15 protein-coding genes are annotated in these 21,721 nt (G+C 65.9%); 6 read left to right on the plus strand and 9 right to left on the minus strand.

The genetic code is table 11. From position 1 onward, the window contains the following. Positions 1 to 3: 3 nt before the first annotated feature. The 7 genes from RUU78_RS22540 to pilG form a co-directional block, all read right to left on the minus strand. On the minus strand, positions 4 to 2,292 hold the full coding sequence (locus RUU78_RS22540) for a chemotaxis protein CheB (RefSeq protein WP_313920010.1): 2,289 nt from the start codon (positions 2,290 to 2,292) through the stop codon (positions 4 to 6). Further along, complete coding sequence (locus tag RUU78_RS22545; protein WP_313920011.1) at positions 2,285 to 9,187, minus strand: Hpt domain-containing protein; 6,903 nt, start codon at positions 9,185 to 9,187, stop codon at positions 2,285 to 2,287. The genes RUU78_RS22540 and RUU78_RS22545 overlap by 8 nt, the downstream gene beginning before the upstream one ends. A gap of 11 nt (positions 9,188 to 9,198) precedes the next feature. Next, positions 9,199 to 10,071: a protein-glutamate O-methyltransferase CheR gene (locus tag RUU78_RS22550; protein WP_313920012.1), complete on the minus strand. Its 873-nt coding sequence runs from the start codon at positions 10,069 to 10,071 to the stop codon at positions 9,199 to 9,201. 189 nt (positions 10,072 to 10,260) lie between these two features. Next, complete coding sequence (locus RUU78_RS22555; protein ID WP_313920013.1) at positions 10,261 to 12,294, minus strand: methyl-accepting chemotaxis protein; 2,034 nt, start codon at positions 12,292 to 12,294, stop codon at positions 10,261 to 10,263. A 60-nt stretch (positions 12,295 to 12,354) separates the two neighbouring features. After that, positions 12,355 to 12,900 carry a chemotaxis protein CheW gene (locus RUU78_RS22560; RefSeq protein ID WP_313920014.1) on the minus strand — a complete coding sequence of 182 codons (546 nt, stop codon included), beginning with the start codon at positions 12,898 to 12,900 and terminating at the stop codon, positions 12,355 to 12,357. Positions 12,901 to 12,920: 20 nt separating this feature from the next. Continuing rightward, positions 12,921 to 13,286 carry a response regulator gene (locus RUU78_RS22565; RefSeq protein ID WP_313920015.1) on the minus strand — a complete coding sequence of 122 codons (366 nt, stop codon included), beginning with the start codon at positions 13,284 to 13,286 and terminating at the stop codon, positions 12,921 to 12,923. A 269-nt stretch (positions 13,287 to 13,555) separates the two neighbouring features. Continuing rightward, positions 13,556 to 13,924, minus strand: coding sequence for a twitching motility response regulator PilG (gene pilG, locus RUU78_RS22570; RefSeq protein ID WP_313920117.1), 369 nt, complete (start codon positions 13,922 to 13,924; stop codon positions 13,556 to 13,558). A 345-nt stretch (positions 13,925 to 14,269) separates the two neighbouring features. On the opposite strand from pilG, the gene gshB reads away from it, so the two are divergent. From gshB to RUU78_RS22600, 6 genes are all read left to right on the plus strand, one after another. Further along, positions 14,270 to 15,217: a glutathione synthase gene (gene gshB / locus RUU78_RS22575; protein WP_313920016.1), complete on the plus strand. Its 948-nt coding sequence runs from the start codon at positions 14,270 to 14,272 to the stop codon at positions 15,215 to 15,217. After that, positions 15,214 to 16,077 (plus strand): energy transducer TonB, encoded by an 864-nt coding sequence (locus tag RUU78_RS22580; RefSeq protein ID WP_313920017.1) that lies wholly within the window; start codon positions 15,214 to 15,216, stop codon positions 16,075 to 16,077. The genes gshB and RUU78_RS22580 overlap by 4 nt, the downstream gene beginning before the upstream one ends. A 218-nt stretch (positions 16,078 to 16,295) precedes the next feature. Further along, on the plus strand, positions 16,296 to 16,862 hold the full coding sequence (locus tag RUU78_RS22585) for a YqgE/AlgH family protein (protein ID WP_313920018.1): 567 nt from the start codon (positions 16,296 to 16,298) through the stop codon (positions 16,860 to 16,862). A gap of 30 nt (positions 16,863 to 16,892) precedes the next feature. Then, complete coding sequence (gene ruvX, locus RUU78_RS22590) at positions 16,893 to 17,312, plus strand: Holliday junction resolvase RuvX (protein WP_313920019.1); 420 nt, start codon at positions 16,893 to 16,895, stop codon at positions 17,310 to 17,312. Continuing rightward, positions 17,309 to 18,259 (plus strand): aspartate carbamoyltransferase catalytic subunit, encoded by a 951-nt coding sequence (locus tag RUU78_RS22595; protein ID WP_313920020.1) that lies wholly within the window; start codon positions 17,309 to 17,311, stop codon positions 18,257 to 18,259. The genes ruvX and RUU78_RS22595 overlap by 4 nt, the downstream gene beginning before the upstream one ends. Positions 18,260 to 18,376: 117 nt before the next feature. Further along, a complete protein-coding gene (locus RUU78_RS22600) occupies positions 18,377 to 20,053 on the plus strand; it encodes a hypothetical protein (protein WP_313920021.1) in 1,677 nt (558 codons plus the stop codon). Between the two features lie 206 nt (positions 20,054 to 20,259). On the opposite strand, the gene RUU78_RS22605 is transcribed toward RUU78_RS22600, so the two are convergent. Continuing rightward, a complete protein-coding gene (locus RUU78_RS22605) occupies positions 20,260 to 20,418 on the minus strand; it encodes a hypothetical protein (RefSeq protein ID WP_313920022.1) in 159 nt (52 codons plus the stop codon). 94 nt (positions 20,419 to 20,512) lie between these two features. Beyond that, positions 20,513 to 21,640, minus strand: coding sequence for a PilT/PilU family type 4a pilus ATPase (locus tag RUU78_RS22610; RefSeq protein WP_313920023.1), 1,128 nt, complete (start codon positions 21,638 to 21,640; stop codon positions 20,513 to 20,515). Between the last annotated feature and the right edge of the window lie 81 nt (positions 21,641 to 21,721).

Here is a 21,721-nt window from a genome sequence, read left to right on the forward strand (position 1 = left end):
CTCTCAGGCCTTGCCGATGGCGGCGACGGTTTGTTTGGCGAGTTCGGCCGGCGAACCGGTATAGGTCACGACGCCCGCATCGCGCGCGCCGTCGACCATGGAACTGATCACGCAGGTATCCGGATCCTGCACCCAGACCTGGCCGCCCTTGGCGGCGAGGTGCTTGGCGCCCTCGACCGCATCATGCGCCATGCCGGAGAAGATGATCAGGGTCGCGTCCTTGCCGAAGCGGTCAGCGACGTCGCGTACGATCAGATCGATCGATGGCGAATACGGCGACGCCCCAGGCAGGTGGGCCAGTTGCACCACGCCATCGGCGTCGAAGAGCAGACGGTGCGTGGTCGGCACGACGATGACCTCGCCGTGACTGATGCGTTCGCCGTGACCCGGCGCGCGCACCGTCAGCGGCGTGGCCTTGGCCAGCTGCGCGGCCATGAGTTCGAGGAATTCCGCACCCATATGCTGGGCCAGCACAAACAGCGCGGGGAAGCGCGCCGGCAGTGCAGCGAGGTATTCGCGCACGGCTTCGGGGCCGCCGATAGAGGCACCGAGCACGACGACGCGGCGGATCGGCTTGACCGCGACGGAACCGTCCAGGCGATGCTCGACGACGAAGTCCGGGCGCGGCCCGTCCGGCGAAATCGCTTCTTCCATCGGCATCAGGTCGAGCTTGAGCGACGTGTCGAAATCGAACTTGCTCGGATCGCCGCCCTGGGGCGCCAGATAGTCCTGCGCATCGACCTTCTCGACGCTGACCGGCGGCGTTGCCGGCTTCGCGGCCGCGTCGTCGCTGTCGGATTCGACGACTTCCTCCAGCGACCAGTTGCCGCCGGACAGGAAACTCTCCGTCGACATCTTCTGCACACCGAAGTCTTCGGCTTTGGGTGCCGCAGCCGGTGGCGACGGCGCTGCAGCGTCATCCTCTTCGCCTAGCGGCTCCAGCGACCATTTCGACAAGTCGGCCGGCAGACCGACCGTGCGGGCGGCCGGCGCGGCCGGGCGCGCGCTGGGCACGCTGGCGACGAGATCGGCATCCGCGGCCGGCGCGGCTGCGCCACCGCTGAAGGCCGCGTCGAAGTCCACGAGTTCGGCTCTAAGCGTCGAGACTGCCGGTGCCGCCGGCGTATCGAACAGCGCATCGAGTTCCGCACCGAAACTGAAGTCCGGCTCCGCGTCGACACTCGCGGCGCCCGTGCCGGACGGCGTTTCGCCGAATGGGTCGGCGCCGAAATCGCCATCGGAAAAGCCGAAGTCCGAAGCCATGTCCCGCGCCTCGCCAGCTGCGCGCGGCGGTGGCACGGACGGCTCGGGCAGGTCGAGTGCGCCAAGGTCGAAATCCAGATCGAAATCCTGTCGGCTCGCCGCGGCCGGCGGGGCCGGCGCCGCATCGAGATCGAAGTCGAGATCGAAGCGACCGTCGACGGCGGGCGGTGGCGAAGTCGCAGCCGCGGGCAGATCGAAATCGAAGTCCAGCGCAGGTTTGGCCGACGGCACTCGCGGGGCCGCCGGAAGGTCGAACTGGAAATCGGTGGAAGCCTGGGCCGCGGCCGCGAGGGAAGGCGGCTGCGGCAGTTCCAGCGTGATTGCCGCCGGACTGGCCGGCGATGGCGCGGCGTTACCGCTGCCGAGCAGTTCGTCGAAATCGAAACCGAAATCGGCGGCCGGCGGCGGGGCGACCGCAGCAGGCGCAGCAGGCGCAGCGGCAATCCGCGCAGCCGCCGCAGGCGGCGCGGCTGCAGCCGGAGCCGGTGACTGGCTGAACAATGCATCGAGCGCGTCAGACAGACCGCTGTCATTGGAGAACATGGCCGTGGCCGCCGCGTCGGGCGCAAAGGTATGGCCGGGCGGCGACTGCTGCGGCGCATCGGGTATGCCGCGCGCGATCTTCTGCGCCGGCGATGGCGGCGCCTGGGAACCGGGCGGACGCGGCGGATCGGAGACTTCCGGCCGGCCCATGATTTTGGCCGCGAGATGGCGCGACCAGCGCGCCTGTTCCCAGCCGGACAGTTCCGAGGACACCTGCGCATCGTTGAACACGACGTTGTAGCGCGCGTCGTCCAGGAGGTCATAGACCTCGTCCAGATGCGATTCGATTTCCGGATCGAGGTTGACGATCACGACATGCGCGCCGGACCCCTCCAGCGCATCGCGATCCATCTGCGCGGTCAACGCCTCGTAGACGACCGCCGCACCCAGTTCCTTCAGCGCGTCCTTCAGATGCCCTTCGAGCTGGCTGGTCTGATAGAGCAGCGCAACACTCACCGTCTCATCGCGATCGAATGAATTAGGCACGGCTCAACCTCAAGATTTCAAGCACATTGCGGAGCAGATCGACTTCCTGGTACGGCTTGCCGAGATAACGCTCGACGCCGATTTCCAGTGCGCGCTGCCGATGCTTCTCGCCTGTACGCGAGGTGATCATGATGATGGGCACGAGTTTGAGACGCGAGTCGTTCTTCATGTACGTCGCAAGCTCGTAGCCGTCCATGCGCGGCATCTCGATATCGAGCAGCATGAGGTCGGGTACCTTGTCCTGCAGCTTCTCGACCGCGTCCAGGCCGTCCTTCGCAGTGATCACGTCCATGTCGTTGCGTTCGAGCACGCGCGTCGTGACTTTGCGCATGGTGATGGAGTCGTCCACCACCATGACCAGCGGCTGACGGCGCTCGTCCACCGGCGGTGCGACCGGTACCGGCGCCAGCGTGGCAATGTCGACACCGGCTTCGACGCTCGCCGCACGCAACGCGACGTAGCGACGCACCAGCGGCGCGAAATCGAGAATCATGACGACCGAACCGTCGCCCATGATGGTCGCACCGAAGATGCCGGCGACCGAGCTGATCTGCGGACCGACCGACTTGACGACGACTTCGCGCGAACCTACCACGCCATCGATGCGCACCGCGGCACGCTGGTCGCCGGTACGTGTCATCAGCAGCGGCACCTGCGTCTCGTCGGCCAGACGCGGCACGGCCACATTCAGCAGCTGCGCCAGTTCGTAGATGTGGAATTCTTCACCGGCATAGGCGTAGACCGGGTTCGGTGTGGCCAGGCGCCGCTCGAGATCTTCGCGGCCGATGCGCACGACGCCCTGCACCGAGGACATCGGGATCGCGTAGGTCGCTTCGCCGAGCCGCACCAGGATGGCCTGGGTGACCGCGAGTGTGAACGGCAGGCGGATCGTGAAAACCGACCCCTTGGTGCGCTCCGAGTCGATGGTCAGGCTGCCGCCGAGCTGCTTGATCTCGTTGTGCACCACGTCCATGCCGACGCCGCGGCCGGCGAGCTGGGTGACCTGTTCGGCAGTGGAGAAGCCGGTTTCGAGGATGAACGCGTAGAGGTCACGATCGGACAGCTGTGCCTCAGGATTGAGCAGGCCGCGTTCGATGGCCTTGCGCCGGATCGCGTCGCGGTCCATGCCGCGACCGTCGTCGGAGACGCGCAGCACGACTTCCGTCGCCTCACGGCTGACCTGGATCGTGACCGTGCCTTCGGGATTCTTGCCGACCTTGCTGCGGTCTTCCGGCGATTCGATGCCATGCGCGAGCGCGTTGCGCAGCATGTGCTCGAACGGCGCCTTCATGCGCTCGAGCAGGTTGCGATCCATTTCGCCCTGCGCGCCTTCCACCTTGAGCTGGGCGCGCTTGCCGATTTCCTGCGCCGCCTGGCGCACGGTACGGCGCAGCGACGGCACCAGCGAGTCGAACGGCACCATGCGCGTGCGCATGAGGCCTTCCTGCAGGTCCGAACTGACGCGCGACTGCTGCAGCAGCAGGGTTTCCGACTGGCGCGTCAGGTCGTCGAGCAGGTTCTGAATGGACACCAGATCCGAGACCGACTCGCCGAGCGCACGCGACAGCTGCTGCAGCTGCGAGAAACGGTCGAGTTCGAGCGGATCGAACGTCGTTTCGCCGGGCTCGTGATGTTCGCGCTGGTAGCGCGCGATGATCTGCGCTTCGGTTTCCATTTCCAGCTTGCGTAGCTGCTCGCGCAGACGGGCGACGGTCTGCTCGAATTCGACGAGGTTGAAGCGGAACGTGGTGACCTGCTGTTCCAGGCGCGAGCGGTAGATCGACACTTCGCCGGCGTAGTTCACGAGCGAGTCGAGCAGATCCGAACGCACGCGGATCATTTCCTGCGCCGGACGCGGCTCGTCGTCCTCGATCGGCGGCAACGCGCCGGGACGCGCAACCGGACGGATCGGCACCAGTTTGGGCACGTCAGGTGCGGCCGGTGCGGCTACAAGCGCGCGCTCTTTAGGCGCGAAGTCCGCAGCGGCGGCGTCGGCCGTCGTGGCGAACTGGCTGGAAAGATCGCCCGACACCAGCGCGTCGAAGCGCGCGATCGCGTTCTCCGGCATCGCGATCGCCTGGCGCTTGGCGATGCGCTGTACCAGCGCGTGCAGGCGGTCATAGGCGCGCTCGAAGGATTCGACCGTCGCGCGGTCCATGCTGCGGCGGCCTTCACTGATCGCCTCGAGCAGCGATTCCATCGCATGCGAAAGATCGCCGATCGGTGCGAGGCCGGCCATGCGCGCGCCGCCCTTGAGCGTATGCAGGTCGCGCTGCATGCCAGTGACGATGTCGCGATCCTGCGGCGCCTCGCGCAGGCGCGCGATCAGACCGTCGGAGTGATCGAGGATGTCGCTGCCTTCCTGCACGAAGATCTCGAGCAGGTCTTCGTCCATGTCGGGCAGGTCGAGCTTGCCGTCAGGCTGCGGATCATCGGCAATCGGCGGCAGCACGACCGCTTCGTGCGCGACCGCGCGGGCGCGCGCTTCGGCGCGATCACGCTCGGCAAGCTCGTCGGCGCGGATACGCTCGGCGGCCGCGGCTGCGGCCTGCGCCGCCTCTTGCTCGGCGTGCAGTTCGGCATCGAGGCGGGCCTGCTCAGCGGCCTCCTCGGCCAGGCGCTCGGCCTCGAGGCGCGCCGCTTCGGCGGCTTCCTCGTCGGCACGGGCCTGGGCCGCGGCATCGGCCTGGGCCTGCGCGGCGGCGCGTTCGGCGGCCTCGGCGCGGACGCGCGCGGCTGCTTCGAGTTCGACCCGCGCGGCTGCTTCGGCTTCGGCGCGAGCCTGCTCGGCTTCCTGCGCGGCGTGCGCGGCAGCTTCCGCTTCGGCTTCGGCGACGCCAGCCAGCAGCGCGTCGAGTTCAGCCGCGTCGTAGCTGATCGCGTCACCAGGCGCGCTGCCTGTTTCGGCGGAGCGGATGTCAGCCGCGGGGATGACAGCGAATGCGTTGCCGCTCGTGACCGGCGTGACCGAGGCGAGCATGGCGTCGAATTCGGCCTGCTCGTCGGTGGAGAACAAGCTGTCGAGGGCGACGGCGTCGCCGCTGCTGTCGCCGCTGTCGAACGGCAGCGAATCGTTGTCGGCGTCCGGGTCGGCATCCGACTGCCGTTCCGGGAAATCCAGCTTGGCCAGGTCTTCCAGAGACAGCTCCCCGATCTGCAGCGAGGGCGACATGTCCCCGTTGCCCGCATCGAGAGCAGCCGACGGGATCTCATCGGCGAAGCTGTCCTCGAGCGCGAAGTTCAGCTCGGCGGCGGAAATCTGCTGTGCGTCCGCGATCGCGGCCTTGCCGGCGGGCTGGCCGAAATCGAACGTGGACTCGGCTTCTTCGGCGCTCACCGCAACGGGCTCGTTGTCGGCGACAGTCGCGGCGGTAAACGCGACAACGTCCTCGACCGGAGTCGCAACCGGGTCGAACGGCGCATCGGACTGCGTTTCGAGTTCGATCGTTTCCTCGCCCTCGTCGTCCAGGCTGTCGTCGTCGTGCGGCACGTAGAGCGTGTGGGCGAGTTCGGGTTCGGGCAGGTCGTCGCGCAGCGCGACGATGCGATCGATCAGCGCATCGGATTGAGGCAGATCGATCTGGCCGCGCTCGAGCGACAGCATCACGTGGCGCACGAGATCGCTGGCGTCGCGCAGCGCGGAGAGACCGGACGGCTCGGGCGCGGCTTCGCGCGCGCGCAGGCGTTTGACGTAGCCTTCCAGCGGCGCCAGCACATGGCTGATGACCGGAATGTCGACCATCGCGATGGCGCCGTGCAGGGTGTGCACGGAACGCAGCAATGTATCGGTTGCCACTTGTGGCGATTGCGCCGAACTGTCGACGAAGCCGTCGATCACCGCCAGGTGCTGGCTGACTTCGCTGCGCAGGATATCGAACAGGACCGGATCGATGTTCGGCAGCGGACCGAAGCTCGGCAGCGCATCGCCGGGCGTTTCGTCCACGGCGGGCTCGAGCACGACCTCGCGCTCGATGTCCAGCGTCCGGGTCAGCTCGACGGTCGGCAGTTCGATGGAAACGGCAGTCACTTCGGGTTCGACCGGCACTTCGATCAGGCGCTTGATCTTGCGCTTGACGATCTTGGTGCGCTTGCGCGCCGGCGCGAGCCAGGCTTCTTCGCCGGCGATGAGCTTGTCGGCCACCGCCATGATGCCGGTGATGTCGGCCACTGGCGCGCCTTCGCCACGCAGCGCGGCGAGTAGCTCGGGCAGCGCCGCGACGGCTTGGTCGACCAGCGTGATGACCGGCGCATTCGGCTGGATGGTCTTGTCGAGCACGCGATTGAGCAGGTTCTCGACTTTCCAGCTGAACTCGCCCAGCGCCATCGCGCCGACGAGCCGGCCTGAACCCTTGAGGGTGTGGAACGAGCGGCGCACGGGCTTGAGGCGCTCGAAGTCGTGCAGATCGGACTTCCACAGCGGCATGTGCCGGTTGAGGTTGTCGATTTCCTCCTGCACTTCCTCGACGAATACTTCGCGGATCTCCTCGTCGATGTCGTCGGAAGCGACGGCTTGGAAACTCGCGTCGGAGGCGGCCGTGTCGGCAGCGTCCTCCTCGACTTCCTCTTCGATTTCCTCTTCGATCTCGATCGTGCGGAAGCGCGGCGCCGGCGGTTCCTGCGTGACCGGCGGCTGGGTCGGTTCGGTTTCGATGAAGCGCAGGCCCGTCAGATCCTGCGCCGGCTTCTCGTACGGCGGCTGTTCGCCGACGACGAGGGCGTCGAGGTTTTCGCCGGGCGCGATCTCGACGGCGAATTCGAGTTCATGCGACGGTTCCGGCGCAGTGGCGACAGTTTCGGACACGGCCGGCTCGACATCGGGCAGGCCCAGGCGCGCGACGTAGTCGTCGACGTCGTTGCCCAGGCCCATCTCGACGCTGGGCATGTTCACATCATCCGAGGCGAATTCGAGCTCGCCGCGCATGGAGCGCTGGCGCGAATTCGGCAGGGTCTCGGCGAACGAGACGAACTCGCCGATGGACAGCTCGGCCGCGCGTGCTTCGGGCGCGCTGACCGGTTCCAACTCCAGCGGCGCCGCAGCGCGCGGCGCTTGCGTCTCGTCCGCCGCGCGTGGCGCATCGGGCGATGCGGACACATCGGTCGCGAACGACGGCGTGGCCGACGGCTCTGCTCCTTCGCCAGGCAGCGGAGCGCGCGACGGCGGGGGCGGTTCGGGCGCATCGCCGTCGTCTTCCGGCACCGGCCAGTAGCCCAGCGCTTCGAGGCTTTCGGCGGTGACGTCGAGAATTTTCTCACGGCCGGCGCGCTGGTCGCGCGTGGCTTCGAGGTAGTACTCGATGGAGGCGATGGTGTCGGCCAGCTTGTCCATCTGCTCGGCCGTCGGCACACGGCGCCAGCGCAGCAGCTCGACTTCGATGAAGCGCACCAGTCCGTGCATGAGTTCGGCCGGCCGGTGCAGGTCGAGCATGCGCAGCGCGCCCGACACTTCGTCCAGCAGGCGCGGAATCTGTTCGACCTTGGCGTGATCCCAGGGCGACTCGATGAACGCGACGATGTCGTTCTTGGCCTGGCCCAGATTCGTCGTCGCTTCCTTCATCAGCGCATCGAGGATCTTGCGCACTTCGGCCTTCGGCAGCTCCATGCCGCCGCTGCCGGTGTCTTCCGGCGTGTCGGCACCGAGGCGTTCGATGTGATCGTCGAGCGAGGCCTCGACATAGAGCAGCGCGCCGGCGACGTCGAGCAGCGTGCTCTCGTCGGGCGTGCGAGTCTTGTTGGCCATCTCCTCGACGATGCCGCGCTGTTCGATCACGACCCGGCGCGGAACGCCGAGGCCGAGCATCCCAAGCGTGTCGCCGACGCGGTCGAGCACGTCGACCTGGGCCATGAGCTCGGCCGGGTCGTTGCCCTGGGCACGCAGGAAGATATCCAGCGCTTCCTTCACGCGCAGCAGGTCGTCCTTGATCGCGAGCGACACGGTGTCGAGCAGCGCGCGATTGTGGCCCGAGATCGAACCCTTGGCGTGTTCGAGTTCCTTCTCGCTCGGCAGCAGGGACTGCAGCCGGAAGGCCTGGCGCACCTCGGTCAGGCGCGGCGATTCGCCGCTGGCGTGGGCGACGTAGTACAGCAGGTTCTTCAGCAGCTCACGCGGCGGGGCCGACTGGAACGCGATTTCGCCGATCTCGACGAGGCGCTTTATCTCGCGGTCGACCTTGCCGAACAGCAGCTTCACCGCCGGACTGGGTTCGATCGCGGCGGCACCGACGCCCTCGAGCACGGACTGCGCGATCCACCAGACCCGGCGCGGTTCTACGGCATGGCTGATCGACAGGATGCGTGACAGCAGCTCGCCGAGCTTGCCGGTTTCGGCACGCGGATCGCTCGCGCGCAGGAACTTGAGCAGCGCGACCTGATAGGCGGTACGCAGGCGGCCGAGGCTGAGCTTGAGCTCGCCTTCGTTGAGCGGCTGCGCCGCGCCGGCAGCGGTTGCGGGCAGCGGCAGGTTCAGGTCCGGCGAAAACAGCACGCTTTCGGAGAACAGTTCCTCGCCGCGCACGGCGCGTAGGTCGTTGAGCAGCGGCAGCAGGACGATCGGAATGTCCTTGTGCCCGCTCTGCAGCCGTTCCAGATAGTCGGGCAGTTGCACGATGCCGCGCATCAGCACGGAATAGGCTTCTTCCTTCTGGCGGATCTCGCCGTCGAGCAGGGTCTGCGCGAGGCGTTCCATTTCCTCGACGACCATGGACGCGCCGTACAGCTCGACCATGCGCAAGGTGCCCTGCACCTGATGCAGATAGGTCGCGCAGAAGCGCATGAGGCTGGAGTCGGCGGGATCGTCGACATAGGCCTCGAGCGCCTGGCGCGCCTGCTTCAGGGTCTCGTCCAGCTCCTGCTTGACCCAGTTGAGCGTGGTGAAGTCGATGTCGTCTTGCAGTCTCATGCGCTTTTCTCTCAACGGTTGCGCAGGAAGGCGAGCGCTTGCCGATGCGGCACGCGGCTCAAGGTAGGATGGGCGAAGCTGGTGACCTCGCCGGCGCCCAGCACCAGCAGACCGCCGGGCTTGAGCAATCCCGCCAGCGCCGTGAGCAGCTCACGCCGGCGATCCCGTGCAAAGTAAATCAATACATTTTGGCAAAAAATCAGATCAAGCCGCTTCAACGGCGCACGCGCGACGTCGAGCAGGTTGAACTGGGCGAAGCCGACGCGCTTGCGCAGCGCCTCGCGCACCTGGAACGAATCGGCGTCGATCTCGTCGACATAGCGTTCGCGGTAGTCCGGCGGAATTTCGGAAAACTTGCCGCGCGGGTACAGGCCGGCGCGACCGACCGACAGCGCCGGCTGGCTCACGTCGGTGGCGGTCACGCCGAAGTACACGCGCGCGTCACTGAGCGCACTGATGTGGCGGTCCAGCACCATCGCCAGCGTATAGGCCTCCTCACCGGTCGCGCAGCCCACACTCCAGGCGTGCAGCGCGTCCTGGCCGCCGCTCCCGACCAGGCCCGGCAGCCACTCGCTCGCGATCAGGTCGAACGATGGCGGATGCCGGAAGAAATGGGTTTCGTGCACGGTGAGGCGATCGACCAGCGTGGTCCACTCGATCGCTCCTTCCGGCACCTTGTGCAGGTCGCGGTAATAGTCGTCGAAACGCGCATGTCCGGTCTCCCGCATGCGTCCGCGCACCGCGGTGACGAGGAACGGCTTCCTGGCCGGTGGTACGACGACGCCCGTGCGCCGTTCGAGCAGATCCGCCCAGCGCGCGAACTCGGCATCGTCCATGCCCGGCAGGGCAGAGAACGCCGACCAATTGCCGATCGCGAGGGCCATGCGCGCCTGTTCACCTCGTCACGCACGAAACTGCAAAGGCCTCTGGCGAGGCCCGCGGCTTCATGCTGTTGGAGCCCCCTTGCGTCAAGGGGGCGGGCGGCCGCCTGCAACGCAGTCGGCCAGCAGGGTTGGTGGAGGAGCATGCCGGCATGATGCGAAGCCCGGCATCCATGGCGGAGGCGAGGTTCATCAGGTCGGCAGCTTGAAGTCCGCGACCGAACGGCGCAGGTCCGCGGCAAGCTGGGCCAGGTTGCCGATCGATTCGGCGGTCTGGCTCGCACCGAGCGATGTCTGCGTCGTGATTTCCTGAATCACGTTCATGGTCGCCGAGATGTTCGTCGCCGCAGCGGACTGCTGGCGCGCGGCCTCGGAGATGTTCTGAATCAGGTCGGCCAGATCGTTCGAGACCTTTTCGATCTCGCCCAGCGCAAGGCCCGCGTCCTCGGCCAGTCGTGCACCGGCCACCACTTCCGCGGTGGTCTGCTCCATCGAGCTGACCGCTTCGTTGGTATCGGACTGAATCGTCTGCACCAGCGTTTCGATTCGCTTCGTCGCGTTCGACGCACGTTCCGCCAGTCGCTGCACTTCGTCGGCCACGACCGCGAAACCGCGTCCCGCTTCACCGGCCGAGGCGGCCTGGATGGCGGCGTTCAAGGCGAGAATGTTGGTCTGTTCGGCGATGTCGTTGATCAGTTCCACGATCGAGCCGATTTCCTGCGACGATTCGCCGAGACGCTTGATTCGCTTGGACGTCTCCTGGATCTGGTCGCGGATCGAGTCCATGCCTTGAATCGTCTGGCGCACGATGGCCGCGCCCTTCGACGCGATCTGCACCGAGCGCTGCGCCACGTCGGCCGATTCGGCCGAGTTCTTGGACACTTCGTCGATCGAGACGGCGATTTCATTGATCGCGGCGGACGCGGACGTGATCTGCTGCGCCTGGTGTTCGGCGGCTTCGGCAAGGTGCATGGCGGTTGCCTGCGTTTCCTGCGCCGCGGCGGAGACCTGCACCGCCGTCTCGTTGATCGTCGTCACCAGTGAGCGCAGTGCTTCGACCGCGAAGTTCACCGAGTCGGCGATCGCGCCGGTGATGTCTTCGGTCACCGTTGCCTTCACCGTGAGATCGCCTTCGGCGAGCGAGCCCATTTCGTCGAGCAGACGCAGAATGGCTTCCTGGTTGCGCTGGTTCAGTTCGGCCGTGACCGAGTAGCGGCGGCGCTGGTCGCGTGCCTGGGCAATCAGCAGCAGCACGAGCAGGCTGGCCGCGACGGCGGCGGCGGCGAGACCCCACCAGACGTTCGGGAACAGGCGCTTGGTGCCAAGCTCGCCGATCTTGGTCGCCACGTCGTTGGCGCGCAGCAGCACGGTCTGCGAGTCGCCGAAGATATTGTCGGCGGCCTCTTTGACTTCCTGCAGACCCGAGGCGGAATCGAGGATCTTCTGCACCGGCTCGGCCATGCCAGTCCACTTGGCATAGATGTCGGTGAGGATTTCCTTGCCGTTGGGATTGTCCAGCGCCTTGATGTTGAAATCCGGGCTGCCGTTGATCAGGCCGTTCAGCACCGCGCCGTAAAGGCGCGCGTCGCGTGAGAAACCGTCGGCGGCGGACTGGGCGCCCTGGCCGCCGAGCAGGATTTCCTGCACGCGGCGGATCATGCGGTCGGCCAGCAGCATCTGGCGCGTGGAGATCAGTACCTGCTGGGTCGAGCCGCCGCGGTTGGTCAGGATATTGACCACCTCGTCCATGCGCGAATTCAGGATCGGGATCTGGCCGGAAAAGTCGGTCGCCGTCGCGGCGGAGCTGAGCACGAGCTCCTTGTTGCCGAGAATCTTCGTTGCGTTCGTATTGAGCGAGGCCCAGGCGCGGCCCAGTTCCTGCAACTGCTTCTCGACGATGGCTTCGCTGGCATAGCCGGGCATGCCTTCTTTCTCGTCGCCGCGGTTGAGCGCCTGGATGTAGCGGTCGATGTTATTGCGCGTCGCTTCCAGTTCCTTGAAGGCGTCGATGTTGCCGCCCGCGGATTCCGAAGCGTATTTCGCGATGGACTGCGACAACACCTGGATCTGCGTGGTCAGCGCTACGGCCGCGCGGTCGTCGTTGTTCTTCTTGTTGAGCAGGAAGAAGTCGACTGCCGCCACGGCGAGTGCCAGCAGCAGAAGAATGATCAGCCAAGTATTCGTGCCCGACGCACGTTCCTTGACGGCCCCCGATGTTGTGCTCATGCCTTCACCTCAACAGCCAATGAGTTCGCCCCGCGTCTTTGTGGCTGGACGCGCGCGGGATCACGCCGATGCTTGCAGGAACTCAGGGGTGCGCACCAGCGATGACATGCTGAACAGCCCCCAGAGAACATCCCCCAGCTGATAGCGCTCGGGCACGAAACGGCCATAGCGCAAATCGGCTTCTGCTTCTGCTTCAGCTCGTTGTTCGTCGGAAAAATTGCGTTGCCCCAGCACTTCATCGACGAGCAGCCCGACACTGCCGCCGTGCTGGCGAATGATGAGTACGCGACTGGAATCCATCAGCTGGCTGCGCTCGCCTTCGACGAAGTTGCGCAGATCCACGATGGGTACCAGGTTGCCGCGCACGTTGGCTACGCCGAGCAGCCAGGATCGCGTGCCCGGCACCACGGTCAACTGCGGAAAAGTCAGGATTTCGTTGACTTCCGCGATGCTCGATACCAGATAGCGCGACCCGACGCGGAAACCGATGCCGCGCCAGAGTCCGGTGGCCTCTGCCTCTTCCGGCATGCCGGCGATGTGCGCAAGGCTACGCCGCTCGTAATCGGCGAGCACCTCGAACGGAGTCAGTTGCAGCGTGTCGGTCATTGCAGACATGTGATGGACGCTCAACTCGGCAACAGGGTCTGGATGCGGACGAGCAGTTCCTTCTCGCTCACCGGCTTTGTCACGAAGTCCTTCGCCCCCTGGCGCAGGCCCCATACGCGGTCCGTCTCCATCGATTTCGTGGTCACGATGAGGATTGGAATATGCGCCGTCGCTTCGTCGCGACTCAAGGTGCGGGTCGCCTGGAAGCCATTCATGCCCGGCATGATCACGTCCATGATGACGAGATCCGGCCGTTCGCGCTTGACCGCGACGATACCGTCCTCGGCGTTGGCTGCGCTGCTGACGCGATGACCCGCCTTTTCCAGCAGCGTCGTGAAGACGCGGATGTCGGTAGGCGAGTCGTCAATGATCAAAATGTGAGCCATCGCTTCCCCCTCTGAGCGCCATGGCATTACTTACAGGAACGTTCTCGACAACTGTCAGCACCACGGCTCCCATGCCCTGCTGCCCATCTGCACAACCCCAGCCAAACGCTTGCCGCAAACATCTGGCCGCCCGGTCCGTTGGGCGTTCAGAGTGATCAGCACCTGCGGTACCGAGCGATCATTCTTCACACCCTTGCCTTGTCCGATGGCTCCACCGTCAAGAACCAGAATCCCGGCGCGCCCAGACGTTCCGAACCATCACCACCACATCACGCTTTCAGGTCGACGTGACGCCGGATGGCGCCGAGGAGCTCTTCTCGCGTGAACGGTTTGGTCAAATACTGTTCCGAGCCGACGATGCGGCCACGGGCCTTGTCGAACAGCCCGTCCTTGGACGACAGCATGATCACCGGCGTCCCCTTGAACATCTGGTTGTTCTTGATCAGCGCGCAGGTCTGATAACCATCCAGACGCGGCATCATGATGTCGACAAAGATGATGTGAGGCTGCTGATCGGAGATCTTCGCCAGCGCCTCGAAGCCGTCGGTCGCGGTCACGACGTCGGCGCCTTCCTTTTTCAGCAGGGTCTCGGCCGTGCGGCGAATGGTCTTCGAGTCGTCGATGACCATGACCTTCATGCCGGTGAGACTGCCCGATTTCGTCGCCTCTTCCACGTACCCTCCAAGCCACCTGAGTCTGTGGCACAGGGGAATCCCCATGCACGAGTCTTGCCATTTACCACTGCGACGTTGATCTGCAGCCTTGCCGCAGCGCTGCACGGGGCGCCGTAGCCGGGCTTTACCGATGTTTAACCGCTAGTCAGCAAACCTGTCAAGTTAATCGCGTAAGTTGCTGCCGTCGCTTAGGAACATTGTTCCCGCAGCGTCTCCCGTGCGGTCCGGCGAGTCTAGCGCGATGCTAGTACAGATGGCACCTTGCCGGGCATGATCCGCTTTCTTCCCTCCTGACCAGGACCTGCGCGCATGGCCCGCACCCTTGCCGTGCTGATGGATCCCATCGCCACGATCGCGCCCAAGAAGGACTCGACCCTGGCCATGCTGCTGGAAGCCCAGCGCCGTGGCTGGCGGCTGCGCTACTGCAACCAGGGCGATCTGGCGATCCGCGCCGGCGAGGCCTGGGCCCGGCTGGCCGCGCTGACGGTAAAGGACGATCCGTACCGGTGGTTTGAACTCGAACCGGCGCAATGGACGCCGCTCGGGCAGATGGATGCGGTGCTGGCGCGCAAGGACCCGCCGTTCGACAGCCAGTTCCTGTACGACACGATGGTGCTCGATCTTGCCCAGCGCGACGGCGCGCTGATCGTGAACGATCCGCGCGGACTGCGCGACGCCAACGAGAAACTGTTCACCCAGCACTTCCCGCAGTGCTGCGCGCCGACGCTGGTTGCGCGCGACCGCGCCGAGCTGCGTCGTTTCGTGGCCGAGCACGGCCAGGTCGTGCTCAAGCCGCTGGACGGCATGGGTGGACGCGGCATCTTCCGCTCGCATCACAACGACCCGAACCTCAATTCCATCCTCGAAACCCTGACCCAGAACGGCCACGCCTTCGCCCTGGCGCAGAAATACCTGCCGGAAATCGTCAGCGGAGACAAACGCATCCTGCTGATCGACGGCGAACCCGTACCCTATGCGCTGGCGCGCATCCCGCAAGGCGACGATTTCCGCGGCAACCTGGCCGCCGGCGGCCGCGGCGAAGGCCGCCCGCTGAGCGAACGCGATCGCTGGATCGCGGCGCAGGTCGGGCCGGAACTCAAGCGCCGCGGCATGATCTTCGTGGGCCTGGACGTGATCGGCGACTGGCTGACCGAGATCAACGTCACATCTCCGACCTGCATCCGCGAGCTCGACGCGCAGTTCGGACTTACCATCGCCGGCTCCCTGTTCGACTGCATCGAAAGCAAACTCGCGTGAGCACGACCCGTCCCACATCCGGCGCCGACCGCTTCGGCGTCACCCTGCTGTTCTCGCTGATCGCGCACGCCGTGGTGATCCTTGGCGTCACCTTTACCTATGTCACGCCGGCCTCGCACCTGCCGGCGCTGGACGTGATCATTATCCAGGCCACGAACAAGGAAAAGGCCGACAAGGCGGATTTCCTCGCCCAGACCAACAACGCCGGCGGCGGCGACCGCGACGAAGCCCTGCGTCCGGCCGATCCGCTGTCCAGCCCACTACCCAAGCCCACACCCGGCACCGCGCCGCGACCGCTGGAAGCCGGGGCGCCGCGGCCCACGCCCGCCACGCCGGCCGAGGTGCTGACCCAGCGCGAAGCCGACTTCGCTGTGACCACCGCGCGCGATGCACCGGAATCGCCGAGCCTGCCCAAACCCACGGCGCAGGAACTCGTCGAGAAGAACGCCGAGATGGCCCAGCTCGCGCAGGAATACCAGCGCCAGCGCGAGTCCTATGCCAAGCGACCGAAGAAGAAATTCCTCTCGGCCAATACCAAGGAATACGCCTACGCCTCGTATCTCGCCGGCTGGGCCGCCCGCATCGAGCGCATCGGCAACCTGAACTATCCCGACGAGGCACGTCGCCAGCAGCTGCACGGCGACGTGCTACTGACCGTGACCCTGAACAGGGATGGCAGCGTCAATCGCATGGACGTGATCCAGAGTTCCGGGCACAAGATCCTCGACGACGCTGTGCAGCGCATCGTGCAGCTTTCGGCGCCATTCCCGCCGATCCCCAGGACCAGCGAGGAGATCGACGAGTTGTACATCACGCGGACGTGGCAGTTCTTGCCGGGCGACGTGCTGCGGAACCGCTAGGAGCGAGATCGAGAGGTCAGAGAAGTGAGGAACAAGAGGACATGAGGCGGCAATCCTGCCCTGCTGGCGAGCGCATGAGCCGCAAGTGGCGCAAGAGACCAGCCCGAACCTCGACCACTCACTTTTTCCCTCTCCTCACCGCTCGCTCCTGCCCTCCGCGGCGCTGGCGCGAATGCCGCTACGAAATGTCGCTACGAAATGCCGTTACAATCGGCCGCATGAGCTCCTTCGCTTCGCTCTCCAATCAGCTGCTCATCGCCATGCCGGCGATGCGTGATCCGAACTTCGCCCGCGGCGTCACCTTCGTTTGTCAACATAACGAGGACGGGGCGATGGGACTGCTGGTCAACCGCCTGTCCGAATACCGCCTCGGCGACGTGCTCGCGCAGATGAACCTGTCCTCGGACATCGTCGAAGTGAACGACGCGCCGGTGCTGATCGGCGGACCGGTGCAACCCGAGCGCGGCTTCGTCCTGCACGCGCCCAGCGGCAACTGGGAATCCTCGTTCCACATCTCCGACCGGATTTCGGTCACGACGTCCCGCGACATCCTCATCGCCATGGCCGCCGGCGAAGGTCCGCAGCATGCGGTCGTCGCGCTGGGTTATGCGGGCTGGAGCCCGGGCCAGCTCGAACAGGAACTGCTCGACAACGCCTGGCTGACCGCGTCCGTGGAAGAACACCTGCTGTTCGACACCCCGCTCGACGCGCGCTGGGACGCCGCCGCGGCCTTGCTCGGCGTCACCAGCATGGCGCAGCTGACCGACTACGCCGGTCATGCATAGAGCGCGTCACGGCGCGCCGGATCTGCGGACGTGAACGTACTGGGCTTCGATTACGGCAGCCGCCTCATCGGGGTGGCGCTCGGCAACCGCCTGACCGGGAGCGCGCGCCCGCTGGGCGTGGTCGCGAACAGCGGTAGCGGACCCGACTGGGAACGTATCGACACCTGGATACGCGAATGGCAGCCCGAGGCGCTGCTGGTCGGGTTGCCGCTGACGCTGGACGGTGAGGAACAGCCCGCCAGTCGCGGTGCCCGCGCGTTCGCCGGCGCACTGGTCAAGCGCAGCGCATTGCCGCTGCACCTGGTCGACGAACGACGCAGCTCGATCGAGGCCGCGCGGCGCTTTGCGCAGCGCCGCGCCGCCGGGCTGGCGAAGAAGAAACATGCGGCCGAGATCGACGCGGTAGCCGCCGAAGTGATCACCGAAACCTGGCTTGCCAATCCCTCATGACGCCTTCCGACCTGTCCGACACGCCGCGCCGCCTGCGCCACCTGATCAGCCTGGAACATATGCCCGCCGCGCAGATCCTGCGCCTGCTCGACCGCGCCGAGGCGCTGCAGCAGCAATGGCTGCGCGACCGCCGCAAGCTCGATCTGCTGCACGGACGGACCGTTGTCAACCTGTTCTTCGAAAACTCCACGCGCACGCGCACGTCGTTCGACCTGGCCGCCAAGCGCCTGGGTGCCGACGTCATCAACTTCGACATCGCCAACTCCTCGACGAGCAAGGGCGAAAGCCTGATCGACACGCTGCACACGCTCGAAGCGATGCATTGCGACGCGTTCGTCGTGCGGCACAAGGAAAACGGCACCGCCGAATTCCTCGCCCGCCATGTGCGCAGCGCCGCCTGCGTCATCAACGCCGGCGACGGCAACAACGCGCATCCGACGCAAGGGCTGCTGGACGCCTACACGATCCGCCGTCACCGCCCGGACTTCTCGACCCTGCGCGTGCTGATCTGTGGCGACATCCTGCACTCGCGCGTCGCGCGCTCCGACATCCACGCCCTGCGCACCCTCGGCGTCGGCAACCTGCGCGTCTGCGCACCGGCCAACCTGTTGCCGGCCGAAACCGAATTGCCCGGCTGCCAGATCATCGAGGACTTCGACAGCGCGCTGGACGGTGCCGACGTGATCATCATGCTGCGCCTGCAGAAAGAGCGCATGCAGCAAGCCCAGGTGCCGTCGGAACAGGCGTATTACGCGCGCTACGGCCTGGATGCACGTCGCCTGCGCCTGGCCCGGCCGGACTGTCTGGTGATGCACCCGGGTCCGCTCAACCGTGAAGTGGAAATCGCCTCGGCCGTGGCCGATAGCGCACAATCGTGCATTCTGGAACAGGTCGGTAACGGTGTGTTCGTGCGCATGGCCGTACTGACCGAATTGCTCGGCGTCTGACGGCGGGGGTACATCCGCCCCGGGGCCAGCGGCAACCTTGCCGGTCTGGTGCCGACGGGGGACCTGTCGCGATATCGCCAGAGCCGGCTTCACACGTTTCAATCCTGGGGAGTTCTCATGTCCGTCTTCGCTCGCCGCGTCGTTCCCATCGCCTTGCTGCTGGCCCTCGCCGGCTGCGGCAAGAAACCCGACGCCAATTCGCCGCTCGCCTTCGTGCCGGCGGATACGCCGTACGTCTTCGCCAATCTCGAACCGGTGCCGCAGCCGGTGGTCGACAACTGGTCGCAGATGACGCGTGAGGCCTGGCCGCTGTCGTCGAGCATGTACCAGCGCATGCTGGACAAGGCCGAGGCCCAGGATGCGACCGCGGTCAAGGCGGCACGCGCGCTGCTCGAGGAAGTCTCGCAGCACATGACTGCCGGCACGACCGAGCAGCTTGGCATCAAGGGCAGCGCGCATGCCGCGATCTATGGCATCGGCATACTGCCAGTCGTGCGCCTGGAACTGGCCAACGCCGATGCGCTGCGCGCGGCGATTGCGCGCGTCGAAGCCAAGGCCGGTTCGAAGCTGCCCGTGGCCCGGCTCGGCGAGCTCGACTACTGGACGCTTTCAGTCGACAAGGTGCAGATGCTGCTAGCGATCGTCGACAAGCAGCTCGTCATGGCATTCGCGCCGGCCACCGCCAGCGAGGACCTGCGCAAGCAGTTGCTCGGCCTGACCCGGCCGGCCAAGCCCTTCGATGCGAAAACCCTGGTCACGCTGAACAAGCGCTACGGCTACACGCCGTACAGTTCGGGCTATGTGGACTTCGTGCGTCTGGTCGAATTTCTCGGCGACGACGCCAATCCGGTGCGGCGCGAGCTCGCGGGCGCGGTCTTTGGCGAGAAGTTGCCGACGATGGATCCGACCTGCAAGGCCGAGGTGCGCACCATCGCCGGCAAGTTCCCGCGCGTCGTGATGGGTTACACCGCACTGGCGCCCAAGCGCATGACCGTCCATGCGCAGCTGGAAATGGATCCGGCACTGGCCAAGGATTTCGCCGCCAGCCTCGTCGGCGCGCCGGGCACGGCAGGCAAGGCCGAAGGCCTCGTCGACTTCGCCCTGGCCATGCCGGTGCTGAAACAGAAAAACTTCTGGCTCAAGCAGGCCAAGGCCGTGGTCGACCAGCCCTACGCCTGCGCCGACCTCGCCGAGATCAACGAGAGCTTTGCCAAGCTCAGGCAGAGCCTGGACACGACGATCCCGCCGCCGGCCAGCGATCTGAGCGGCTTCCGTATGGTCCTGAACAAGCTCGATTTCGCCGCCGGCGTCGATAAACCCGACATGGCCGGCAAGCTGGTCGTCGCACTGACCAACCCGGCCGGCGCTGTCGCGATGGCACAGCTCGCGCTGCCCAGCCTAAAGGACGTCAAGCTGCTGCCGGACGGCAAGCCCGTCGCGCTACCCGCCGACATGGCGCCGGCACCGGTTCCTCCGATGTCCATCGCCATGAACGACCAGGCCATTGCGCTCTCCGCCGGCAGCGGCGAGGAAGCGACGCTGAGCGCGTTTCTCGCCGCGCCAGCGGCAGCAGAGCCGGTATTCCTGCGCATGCATTTCAGCGGCGCGATGTACGCCCGCCTCGGCGGCGTGTTCGACGCGATGGGCCCGCTGATCCCGCAGGAGCAGCGCGCCGACATCGAAACGCAGAAGCAGTTGTTCGCGCTGTACGAGAAGTGGATCGATCATGCCGAGTTCACGCTGACGGCCAAGAACGACGGCGTCTCGCTGCTGGAAACGGTGGAGACGCGCTGAGAACGACGAGCCCGGCGGCGGCGCTGTGCCGCTGCCGGGCGTCGCGCGAGAGTCTGGCGGTTGGCGACGCCGCGACGGTCACTCGGTTTCGGCGCCGTCGAGGGTGATGAGCGATGCACCGCAGCGCGGCCAATCCACAGGCTGCCGATATGGCATCACCCGCCCTGGAAGAAATTCGTGAGTTCTGGCCGCCAGACCGCTGCGTATCACGCGGTTTCCCCGTCGAACTCCACGTCCTGGCGCATGCCCACAACCTGACGCAGCGCGGACAGCAACGGGGCCTCGGCGCCGCGCTGCGCGAGACCGTCCAGCGTGTCGCAGTCGACGTGGTAGTCGCAGACGGTGCTCGATGCAGCTTCGGGCACGTCGCTCAGGAAATCGGGACCCGCACGCCCGACGCGCGCGCGTTCGCGTGTGTCGGCACCATCGATCAGGCGGATGGCGCTCGTGCGTCAGCCCTCAGCTTTCCATCAGTTCGACACCATCGAGACCCTGGCTCAGGGTATGCGCGTCGCCGCCCTGGGCGAGCTTGATGCGCAGGCGCACTTCGTTGGCGGAGTCGGCGTGGCGCAGCGCATCTTCGTAGCTGATTTCGCCGGACTGGTAGAGCTCGAACAGGCTCTGGTCGAAGGTGCGCATGCCGAGGTTGGTGGATTCCTTCATCACTTCCTTGAGCTTGTGCACCTCGCCCTTGCGGATGTAGTCCTGCACCAGCGGCGTGCCAAGCATGACTTCCATCGCGACGCGGCGCGCCTTGCCGTCCGGGGTCGGGATCAGCTGCTGCGCAACGATGCCCTTGAGGTTCAGCGACAGATCCATGAACAGCTGTTCGCGGCGGTCTTCATTGAAGAAGTGGACGATACGGTCGAGCGCCTGGTTCGCGTTGTTCGCATGCAACGTGCACAGGCACAGGTGACCCGTCTCGGAAAAGTTGATCGCGTGCTCCATGGTCTCGCGCGTACGCACTTCGCCGATCAGGATCACATCGGGCGCCTGGCGCAGCGTGTTCTTAAGCGCGTTTTCCCACGAATCGGTGTCGATGCCGAGCTCGCGCTGCGTGATGATGCAGCCCTCGTGCTTGTGCACATATTCGATCGGGTCCTCGATCGTGATGATGTGGCCGGTCGAATTCTGGTTGCGATAGCCGACCATGGCCGCGAGCGACGTCGACTTGCCGGTACCCGTCGCACCGACGAACAGGATGATGCCGCGCTTGGTCATGGCCAGCGTCTTGATGATCGCCGGCAGCGAAAGCTCGTCGATGGTCGGGATCTTGGTCTCGATGCGGCGCAGGACCATGCCGACGCAGTTGCGCTGGTAGAAGCAGGACACGCGGAAGCGGCCGACACCGGTCACGCTGATGGCGAACTGGCACTCGTGCGTCTTTTCGAACTCTTCACGCTGCGACGGCGTCATCACGTTGAGCACCATGTCGCGCGACTGCTGCGGCGTGAGCGGGCTCTGCGTGATCGGGCTGATGCGACCGTGCACCTTCATGGACGGCGCGACGCCGGCGGTAATGAAAAGGTCGGATGCCTTCTTGTGCACCATCAGCTTCAGAAACGAGGTGAAATCTACGGTGCTCATTGCCTGCTCCAGAAGCGGTGCGGTGGCAGGACGTGGGCGGCCGTTCGCCGGCCGTCCCGCACTACCCGTATCGCCCGCGAA

Source organism: Tahibacter sp. (assembly GCF_032229445.1).
Taxonomy (GTDB): Bacteria; Pseudomonadota; Gammaproteobacteria; order Xanthomonadales; family Rhodanobacteraceae; genus Tahibacter.